Origin of the sequence: Mycolicibacterium xanthum, from assembly GCF_019710635.1 — a bacterium.
Taxonomy (GTDB): domain Bacteria; phylum Actinomycetota; class Actinomycetes; order Mycobacteriales; family Mycobacteriaceae; genus Mycobacterium; species Mycobacterium xanthum.
This window is the reverse complement of record NZ_JAIFZS010000011.1, coordinates 235,602-245,057: the sequence shown is the minus strand read 5'-3', so window position 1 is coordinate 245,057 and position 9,456 is coordinate 235,602. Positions and strand designations below refer to the sequence as shown.

The following is a 9,456-nucleotide window of genomic DNA, read 5'->3' as shown; positions in this document are numbered from 1 at the left end:
AAGACACCGTGACGGAGCATGTGTCGCTAGTCACTCTTCATAGCTCTGGCAACCCCAGCGTGACACGGGAAACCGTCGGTGTAACCCGACGACTGGTGGGGACGCCATGACGTCGGCCATCCCCGGCCACCCCACGTCACGCCCGATGTCACGCCCGATGTCACGGCCGTCGGCACCGTTGCCCTCGACGACCAAGGCGCCGGCGCCGACCCCGTATGGCGACGCTCACGCTCCTCGTTGGGGGACAGGCTAGTACAAGATCGACCGCAACCACGTTCGGGGACCTCGCCTCATCCGCTGCGCGTCATCGTGAGGCTGCGACGTCCCAGACCGCTCCCGGACGCAACGGGCGGGTGCAGCCGCGATGTCGCGCTCGGCGCTCCATTGCCCACCTCGTCGTTCGCGACATCGGTGGCAACAATCAGCCCGTTGGAACGCGGCGATCCGGCGCGGACTCAGGCAAGGCCATCTACCGATGCAAAGCCATTTTCCATCCGGGTCATGAATCGAACGCCCGTTGGTGGTCCACCCGGACGTGCTGCACTGCCGGCTCGGTGGGTTCTCCTGATCGCTCGGCAACAACCGCGACCACTTCGCTCAGGCATCCCCGGGTCGCGGGTCGTCAGGAGCGCTGCGGCGCACCGAACCGCACGTGAGCGTCGAGCCCGCGGGCCCCGTCGAGCATGCGGGGGCGCAACTCCGCGGTGGCCCCTCCGGCGCGCACGAGTTGGGCCACGATGGCCAGGCCCAGCCCGCTGCCTCCGGTGTCGCCGCGACAGCGCCAGAACCGGTCGAATGCCCGCGCACAGTCCTCGGCGGACATCCCCGGGCCCTCGTCACGGACATGCAGGTCCACAGAAGCGGAATCCGGAACGGGCGCCACCGCCACCTCGATGGCGCTCCCGGGTGGTGACACCGCCAACGCGTTGTCGATGAGGTTGTCGACGATCTGTTCGGCTGCTCCCGGCACGGCCGATGCCGGGAGCCTCGCGGGTGCTGCCACGTCGATGCGAACGTCCGATTCGTCGGCGAGCGGCCGCCACTGGTCGGCCCGTCAGCGCGCCACCTCGGCGAGATCGATCTCCTCCGGCGTGATCCCGGCATCGGCGGCTGAGCATCAAGAGCCCATCGATGATGCGTTGCAACCGCAACGCCTCCTCCCGGGCCGAGACAAGGGTGTCGCGGGCCGTGTCGGGATCGACATCCACGAGATCGGCGGCGCTGTCCAGACGCAACCGCAGTGCCGTCAGCGGTGTGCGCAACTGACGCAGCCTTCGGGTGACCGTGCTGCCGGGGCCGGGCGCCCATGTGACGCTGCATCTTCCCAACGGGTTGCGACGTTCCTGTTCTCTCTGCGGCGACCCTGTTCTCTCTGCGGCGACCCTGCCGAACGGCACCGATACCGGATCGCCGTGCACCGCTCGCCGCAGTCCCGCGGCGGCAGCGCCTGGCTGTCCACCGCGGCACGGCCCGGCATGAGCGTCGGCGTGTCCGGCCCGGACAATCATTTCGTCCTCGAGCCCGCGCACGAGGACCTGTTCCCGGCCGGCGGAATCGGTATCAGACCCATCAGGGCGATGATCGAATCGCTTCCTGCCCATCGGCATTGGCGGCTGGTCTACATCGGCAGCGGGCGATCGTCGATGGCGTTCAGCGACGAACTGGAGCGTCGATGGCCGGCCAACGTGTGGGTACACGCCCGCGACGAATACGGCGTCCGACCGGACCTGGCGCGAATCCTCGCCAGCACCACCGCCGCGGTGTACTGCTGCGGCCCCTCCTCGATGACCGAAGCGGTCCGCGCGCTGGTGCGGCCTGCGCAGCTGCATGTCGAGCGGTTCGTTCCGGCGGTCCGGCCGGAGTCCACCCCGCGCCGACCGTTCCACGTGATCTGCCGGCGCAGCGGCGTACGTGTGCACGTCCCGGAAAACCGGTCGCTACTCGACGCTCTCGAGCGGGCAAACGTACCCGTCAGTTCCTCATGCCGGGAGGGGGTCTGCGGCGCGTGCGGAATCCGTGTCCTCGGCGGCGGCCGCCGAACACCTGGACTCCGTTGCGAGCACAGCGCACAACGACGCAGCCGGCATCGTCTACCCCTGTGTCTCCCGGGCGCACACCCCCACCTTGACGCTCGATGTCTGATCGGGGCACCGGACCAGAAACCCCCAGCGCCGGGGAATCCCGCTACTCGCCCAGCAGTGCCTTCTTCGCGTCGGTCAACTCGCGTTTCGCCACACCGCCGATCTCCGGGTACTGCGGGTTGAGCGATTCCAGGGTGTCCACCAGCACGGCCGACGTCGACAGGTGGCTGAACCACTTGTGATCGGCGGGAATCACGTGCCAGGGGGCCCAGTCGGTGCTGGTATGGCTCAGCATGGCCTGGATGGCCCGCTGGTAGTCGTCCCAGAACGCGCGTTCCCGCAGGTCGGCGATCGAGAACTTCCAGTTCTTCTCGGGCTCCTCGATGCGCTGCAGGAACCGGCGCTTCTGTTCGTGTTTGGAGACGTTGAGGAAGAGTTTGACGACGGTGGTCCCGTTGTCACAGAGCTGGCGTTCCCAGTTGTTGATCTCGCGGTACCGCCGTTTCCAGATTCCCTTGGTGTCGCGCCTGGCCTCGGGTGGCCACAACAACTCCGGGTGCACGCGGGTGATCAGGATGTTCTCGTAGTGGGACCGGTTGAACACCGCGATACGACCCAGTTCCGGCAGCGCCCTGTTGTGCCGCCACAGGTAGTCGTGTGCCCGTTCGGTCTCCGAGGGCGTCTTGAAGCTGTGCACGTCCACGCCCTCGGGGTTCAGCCCGGTCATGACGTGTTTGATCGTGCCGTCCTTGCCGGCCGCGTCGATCGCCTGCAGCACGATCAGCAGTGCCCGGTCCGCCTGCGCGAAGAAACGGTCCTGCAACTCCGACAGCCTGGCGGTGGCATCGGCCAGTGCCGCCAGGCCGGCCTTCTTGCCCAGCCCGCTGTCATGTCGCCGGGGATCGAAATCCTTGGCGAGGTCCACCTTCGTGCCCGGCGGGACCCTGGTAGCCCTCGCCAACTGCCTCCACTGTCCGCTCACCGTCGCCTCCGCGATCGTCGACCCCGCACCCGAGCCTAATCGCGTCGGGGCGGCACCCGCGGGCGCACCTATGCTGATCGAAGACAGCGAAGGGCAGGACGGTGACTCAGCTACCCTCGACCACCCGCACGACGTTCCCGGGCATCGATTCGCGCGCCTGGGAACATCCCGCCGACCGCGTCGCGCTCACCGCGTTGCGTCAGCTCAAGGGCTTCGACCAGGTCCTCAAGGTGCTCTCGGCGATGCTGCGGGAGCGTCAGCATCGGCTGCTCTACCTGGCCAGCGCCGCGAAGGTGGGTCCGCGGCAGTTCGCCGACCTCGACGCGCTGCTGGACGACTGTGTGACGGTCCTCGACGCCCGGGACAAGCCCGACCTGTTCGTGCTGCAGAGCCCGGTCGTCAACGCCTACTGCATCGGCATGGACACCCCGTTCATCGTCATCACCTCCGCCATGTACGACCTGATGGACCACGACGAGATGCGCTTCGTCGTCGGCCACGAACTCGGCCACGCGCTCAGCGGGCACGCGGTGTACCAGACCATGCTGATGCACCTGATGCGGCTGGCGGACACGTTCGGGTTCCTGCCACTGGGCGGCTGGGCGCTGCGCGCCATCGTGGCCGCACTGATGGAGTGGCAGCGCAAGGCGGAACTCTCCGGTGACCGCGCGGGGCTGCTGTGCACCCAGGACCTCGACACCGCGATCCGGGTCGAGATGAAGCTCGCCGGGGGCAAGCGACTGGACAAGTTGGATTCGCAGGCGTTTCTGGCCCAGGCCCGCGAGTACGAACGCACCGGTGACATGCGTGACGGTGTGCTCAAGCTGCTGAACCTGGAGTTGCGGACCCACCCGTTCTCGGTGCTGCGCGCCGCGGCGCTGACCCAGTGGGTGGACTCCGGCGAATACGGCGCCGTGCTGGCCGGGGACTACCCCACCCGTGACGACGACGGTGCCCGGTTCGCCGACGACGTCGGCGCGGCGGCCAGCCACTACCGGGACGGTTTCGACCAGTCCGAGGATCCACTGATCCGGGGCATCCGCGACGGCCTCGGCGGCATCGTCACCGGCGTCGGTCAGGCCGCGACCAGCGCGGTGGACAGCGTGGGCCGCAGGATCTCGGGATGGCGGCGCGGGAACCCCACCGACTGAGCCTGTCGCGAGAGCCCCACCGAGGTGCGTCAGCCTCACATCTTCATAAACATCAATCGTCGCACGTATCACTTGCGCCACAGCATGGGTACGTTGAGCGTCGACGGCCGAGGGAGAACGGTGTGGACTGACAACCGGACTGGCGCAGTGTCCAGGGCGACGGCGGCGGGTGTGGCGCTCGCCTCCGCAGCGCTGCTGGCCGCCTGCGCCACGACCATCGGCGGCACCCCGACCTGCCCGGGCTGCGGCACCAACGCCGAGCCGAGCTTCCCGACACCGCGGTCGAGCGCGCCGACAGCAGCGCCGCCGTCGACCCTGGAACCGCAGCCGACGCCGCCGTCGCCCGGCACGGTGCTGCCCGCGCAGAACGGCTACGTGTTCATCGAGACGAAGTCCGGCAAGACCCGCTGCCAACTCGACGAGCAGGAGGTCGGCTGCGAGTCGTCATTCGTCAACGCACCCGAGATCGACGGCACGCCGGCCAACGGTGTTCGGCTCAGTGCCGACGGCGACATCAGTTGGGTACTCGGCAATCTCGGCGCCATACCCACGGTGACGCTGGACTACCAGACCTATTCGGCGGTGGGCTGGACGATCGACGCCGATCAGAACGGCACCCGGTTCACCAACGACCGCACCGGCCACGGCATGGCGATCAGCGTCGAGGGTGTCGAGGGCTTCTGACTGCGGCGCGCCGGCTACATCGCGTGCTCATGCGGCAGTGCAGGTTTCGTCAAACGGTCTGCGCGCCCCTTCAGCGCGCCGATCTTCACCAGTTCCACGGTCATGTTGATCGACGCCAGCATCGGCAGCACCCCGATGAACGTGCCCCACGACGGTGCGCCGCCGTGCAGCTGGTCGAGTTTTGCCAACACGTAGAGGCATCCGACGGTGAAGATCGCGGCGGGGATGGAGAAGGCCATCGGCGACCGGCGGTCGGTGATGGTCTGCATCGCGAAATCCGCCTCGTCGTCCGACATCGGTTCGCCCTTGCGCACCTTGTCCAGAACCAGCCGCACGCTGCCGACGCGTTCGCTCACCTCGGTGGGGGTGCGCCGCAGAAGCCGTCGCACGAAGACGAAGGCGAAGGCGGCGAACACCAATTCGGCCACGAAGGCGACGATCGTCAGCCAACCGAACACGCCGACGTTCACCGGGTGACCCCGTTCGGGGCGACCGACTCGTCGTCGTCATCCCACAGCAGCAGTTGGCGGACCGCGGATCGGGTTCCGTAGGGCCGCAGCATCTGGCTGGCGGGTCGGGGGCGCACCCGCTGGGGCCACCAGAACCATCGGCCGAGCAGCGCCGCGATCGACGGGGTCATGAACGCGCGCACGATGAGGGTGTCGAACAGCAGTCCGAGCGCGATCGTCGTACCCACCTGGCCGATCGCACGGAGGTCGCTGAACACGAAGGACGCCATGGTGGCGGCGAACACCAGGCCCGCCGAGGTGACCACCGAGCCGGAGCCGGCCATCGCGCGGATGATGCCGGTGTTGACCCCGGCGTGGATCTCCTCTCGGAGCCGCGAGATCAGCAACAGGTTGTAGTCCGCCCCCACCGCCAGCAGCAGGATGGTGGCCAACGGCAGCACGATCCACAACAGTTGGATACCGAGGATGTGTTGCCACAGCAGCACCGAAAGGCCGAACGACGCCCCCAGCGACAGCGCCACCGTGCCGACGATGACCAGCGCGGCGACCAGGCTTCGGGTAATGAACACCATGATGAGCAGAATCAGGCTCAGCGCGGCGACGCCGGCGATCATCAGGTCGTATTTCGCGCCTTCGCTGATGTCCTTGTAGGTGGCCGCCGCACCGCCGATGTAGATGTCGGCGTTGCCGAGGGGGGTGCCCTTGACGGCCTCTTCGACGGCGGCGCGGATGGCGTCGATGTGTGAGATGCCCTCCAGCGTCGCGGGATCCCCGTCGTGGGTGATGATCATTCGGGCGGCCTTGCCGTCCGGCGAGAGGAACAGTTTCAGGCCACGCTGGAACTCGGGGTTGCTGAAGACCTCGGGAGGCACGTAGAACGAATCGTCGGTCTTGGCCGCGTCGAATGCCTGCCCCATCGCGGTCGCGTTCTCCAGCGCCGCCTCGCTGTTGGCGGCGATCCCCGACTGCGTCGCGTAGTTCGTCATCGTCAGGTCGCGGCTGGCTTCCTGGCTGGCGATCTGCCGCGGGATGAGCTCGAGCAGTTGTGGCTGCAGCTCATTCAGCTTGTCCAGGCTTGCCGTCACCTCCCCGAAATGGTCGGTGAGCGCGTCGATCCCGTCGAGGGCGTCGAAGATGGAGCGCAGTGCCCAGCAGATCGGGATGTCGAAACAGTGTGGTTCCCAATAGAAATAGGCACGCAACGGCCGGAAGAAGTCGTCGAAGTTGGCGATCTTGTCGCGCAACTCGTTGACGGTGGCAACGGTGTCGTGAAACGCCTGGGTCTGTTCACCCGTGGCGGCGACCGCCTGCCGCTGCAGCGCATACTGCTGCTTGAGGGTGGCGATCGACTTGTCGATCTCGGCAACCTGTTTGAGCAGGTCGTCGGCGCGGTCCTGCTGGAACGGCAGGTTCTCGATCTGGCCGATGCTCTGGGCGCTGATCTGAAACGGGATCGAGCTGTGGTCCAGCGGGGTGCCCAGCGGCCGGGTGATGGACTGCACCTGAGCGATGCCCCGGGTGTGGAAGATCGCCCTGGCCACCCGCTCCAGCAGGATCATGCCGGTCGGGTCGCGCAGATCGTGGTCGGTTTCGATCATCACCAGCTCGGGGTTGAGCCGGGCGACCGAGAAATGCCGTTCCGCGGCGGCGTAACCGAGGTTGGCCGGGGTGTCCGACGGCAGGTACCGACGCTGGTCGTAGTTGGTCTTGTAGCCGGGCAGCGCGAGCAGGCCGATCAGGGCCACCGCCACGGTCACCACCAGGATGGGCCCGGGCCAGCGCACCACGGCGGTGCCGACGCGCCGCCATCCCCGCGTCCGCATCGCGTGCCGCGGGTCCAGCAGTCCGAACAGCGAGGCCACCGTCACCACCGCAGGGGCCAGGGTCAGCGCCGCGGCCAGCGCGACCAGTACACCGATCGCACCCAGCGGACCCATGCTCTCGAAATAGGGCAGCCGGGTGAAGCTCAGACAGAACACCGCACCGGCCACCGTCAGACCCGAACCGAGGATCACATGGGCGGTCGAGCGATACATCGTGTAGAAGGCGGCTTCCCGGTCCTGGCCGGCCTGGCGCGCTTCCTGGTAGCGGCCCAGCAGGAATATCGCGTAGTCGGTGCCCGCGGCGATCACCAGCAACGTGAGCAGGTTCGTCGCGAACGTCGACAGGCCGATGATCCCGGAGTCGGCCAGCACGGCCGCGACACCGCGGGCCGCGCTCATCTCGATGATGACGGTCAACAGCACGAGGATCGTCGCCGCGATCGAGCGGTAGATGAACAGCAACATGAACAGGATCACCCCGATGGTGATCAGGGTGACCTTCAGCAGACCCTCTCCGCCGACCAGGATCTGATCGGCGAACAGCGGCGCCGCGCCGGTGACGTAGGCCTTGACCCCGGGCGGTGGCTGGGTGTTGTCCACGATGTCGCGCACCGCGTCGACGGACTCCAGCGACAGCGTCTCGCCCTGGTCTCCGGCGAGGAACACCTGCGTGTAGGCGGCCTTTCCGTCGCTGCTCTGCGAGCCACCGGCCGTCAGCGGATCCCCCCAGAAATCCTGGATGTGCTGCACGTGGGTGGTATCCCGGGACAACTCCCGGATCAGGGTGTCGTAGAACCGGTGGGCGTCGGCGCCCAGTGGTTGGTCACCTTCGAGCACGATCATCGCCGAACTGTCCGAGTCGAACTCGTCGAACACCGTGCCCATGCGCTTCATCGCCCGTAGCGAGGGCGCGTCGGGAGAACTCAAACCGACATTGTGCTCCTTGCCGACGTCCTCCAGCTGCGGCACGAAAACGTTGGTGCACACCGCAATGAGCAACCACCCCAACACAATCGGCACCGACCACCACCGGATGAACCGTGAGATCCTGCCCCCCGGCGAACGCTCCTCGACGCGATGCTCATTCACCCGGACTTCTCCAGACAGTAGGTGTAGGCGTTCAACGTGTTGACCGTCCGCTCGTCCTTGACCTCCCCGTCGATCGTGATGCGGCAGCCCAGCGAATCGCCGTCGCCCTGGGCGACGACGTTGACGAACACCCCGGGCTGCGTGGTGGTCACGTCGTAGGACCACGGCAGCGGCGCATCGTCCACGCGCTGCGGTTGCGCGTCGACGTCGACGTAGCTGATCGTCGCCACCGCGCCCGGATCGCCGAAGACCTCGATGACAACGCGCTTGGGGTTGAGCGACACCGCGTCGCTGGGCAGCTCACCACCGGCCGACACATCGTCATTCGACCCGAAGATGCCGTGCAGCCGGTAGACGGTGAAACCGGCCACCGCGATCACCACCACCGCGACCAGCAGCATCCACCCCTTCGCGAGGAGGTGGCCGACCGCGCTGCCGTTCACCGGCTCAGCTCACCCAGCAGATAGCGTTGCAGCGTGGCACCCAGATCGGCGGCCACGAGTTCGCGCGGATGCGTGGCCAGCGGCGCGATTCCGACGATGTAGCGGGCCAGCGTGAACCCGACGATCTGAGACATCACCAGACCGGCCCGGTACTCGGGATGGTCGGCCTCGAGCCGCTCGGCGATCGGCAGCAGCAGGTTGCGGGTGAGGAAGTCGCGCACAAACCGGGCCGCTTCGGGTTCGGCGGTCGCCGCTCGGATCATTCCCACCATCGGGCGGCGGCGCACCTCGTCGTCGAGGACATCCAGCACCGCGGTCGCCAACCGTGTGCCGGCGCACTCGGAACCGCCCCCGACCACCCGGTCGATCAGCGCCGCCGGGTCGATCGGCAGCTCGACGACGGCCAGGAACAGGTCCAGCTTGGTGCCGAAGTAGTGAGCCACCAGCGCCGGATCGACCTCGGCCGCCAGCGCGACCTGTCGCATCGAGGTGCGGTCGTACCCCAACTCGGCGAAGTGCTTGCGTGCGGTGTCGGCGATCAGCTCGCGGGTGGTGTTGGGCCCCGGCCGCCGCCCGGGGTGCTTGGTGACGTGCCGGAGCGGACGGCTCATCCGCCGACCTGGATTTCTGCGTATGCAGAATTCAACACAGATGGAAATGCTAGCGGCACGACGGCGCGGGGACCAGACCTGATTTCCCGCCGATCGCGGTCCGCCACCGCGAATGCGAAGCC

General features: G+C 67.5%; 9 protein-coding genes and 1 pseudogene. 3 read left to right on the top strand and 7 right to left on the bottom strand.

All coding sequences use genetic code 11. From position 1 onward, the window contains the following. Positions 1-622 precede the first annotated feature (622 nt). Entirely contained in the window at positions 623-970 is a 348-nt protein-coding gene (locus JDV09_RS27145; RefSeq protein ID WP_308124044.1) for an ATP-binding protein, read from the bottom strand. A gap of 196 nt (positions 971-1,166) precedes the next feature. Beyond that, positions 1,167-1,508 (bottom strand): annotated as a pseudogene (locus tag JDV09_RS27420) (hypothetical protein); the annotation flags it as partial. Here JDV09_RS27420 and JDV09_RS27415 point away from each other — a divergent pair. Next, on the top strand, positions 1,476-2,264 hold the full coding sequence (locus JDV09_RS27415) for a flavin reductase family protein (RefSeq protein ID WP_372452861.1): 789 nt from the start codon (positions 1,476-1,478) through the stop codon (positions 2,262-2,264). The pseudogene JDV09_RS27420 and the gene JDV09_RS27415 overlap by 33 nt on opposite strands. Here JDV09_RS27415 and JDV09_RS07290 read toward each other — a convergent pair. Then, complete coding sequence (locus JDV09_RS07290; protein WP_221368436.1) at positions 2,185-3,063, bottom strand: polyphosphate kinase 2 family protein; 879 nt, start codon at positions 3,061-3,063, stop codon at positions 2,185-2,187. The two genes, JDV09_RS27415 and JDV09_RS07290, sit on opposite strands and share 80 nt — an antisense overlap. Before the next feature lie 101 nt (positions 3,064-3,164). On the opposite strand from JDV09_RS07290, the gene JDV09_RS07285 reads away from it, so the two are divergent. Continuing rightward, positions 3,165-4,214 (top strand): M48 family metallopeptidase, encoded by a 1,050-nt coding sequence (locus JDV09_RS07285; RefSeq protein WP_221368435.1) that lies wholly within the window; start codon positions 3,165-3,167, stop codon positions 4,212-4,214. Positions 4,215-4,298: 84 nt separating this feature from the next. After that, a complete protein-coding gene (locus JDV09_RS07280) occupies positions 4,299-4,898 on the top strand; it encodes a hypothetical protein (protein ID WP_255604940.1) in 600 nt (199 codons plus the stop codon). Between the two features lie 14 nt (positions 4,899-4,912). Here JDV09_RS07280 and JDV09_RS07275 read toward each other — a convergent pair whose 3' ends face one another. Genes JDV09_RS07275 through JDV09_RS07260 form a run of 4 tightly spaced genes read right to left on the bottom strand, consistent with a single transcriptional unit; the run spans position 4,913 to position 9,334 of the window. After that, positions 4,913-5,368, bottom strand: a complete 456-nt coding sequence (locus tag JDV09_RS07275) for a hypothetical protein (RefSeq protein WP_221368433.1) — start codon at positions 5,366-5,368, stop codon at positions 4,913-4,915. After that, positions 5,365-8,280, bottom strand: a complete 2,916-nt coding sequence (locus JDV09_RS07270; protein ID WP_221368432.1) for an MMPL/RND family transporter — start codon at positions 8,278-8,280, stop codon at positions 5,365-5,367. The genes JDV09_RS07275 and JDV09_RS07270 overlap by 4 nt, the downstream gene beginning before the upstream one ends. Next, entirely contained in the window at positions 8,277-8,723 is a 447-nt protein-coding gene (locus JDV09_RS07265) for an MmpS family transport accessory protein (RefSeq protein ID WP_221368431.1), read from the bottom strand. Before JDV09_RS07265 ends, JDV09_RS07270 begins: the two co-directional genes overlap by 4 nt. After that, on the bottom strand, positions 8,720-9,334 hold the full coding sequence (locus JDV09_RS07260) for a TetR/AcrR family transcriptional regulator (RefSeq protein WP_221368430.1): 615 nt from the start codon (positions 9,332-9,334) through the stop codon (positions 8,720-8,722). Before JDV09_RS07260 ends, JDV09_RS07265 begins: the two co-directional genes overlap by 4 nt. Between the last annotated feature and the right edge of the window lie 122 nt (positions 9,335-9,456).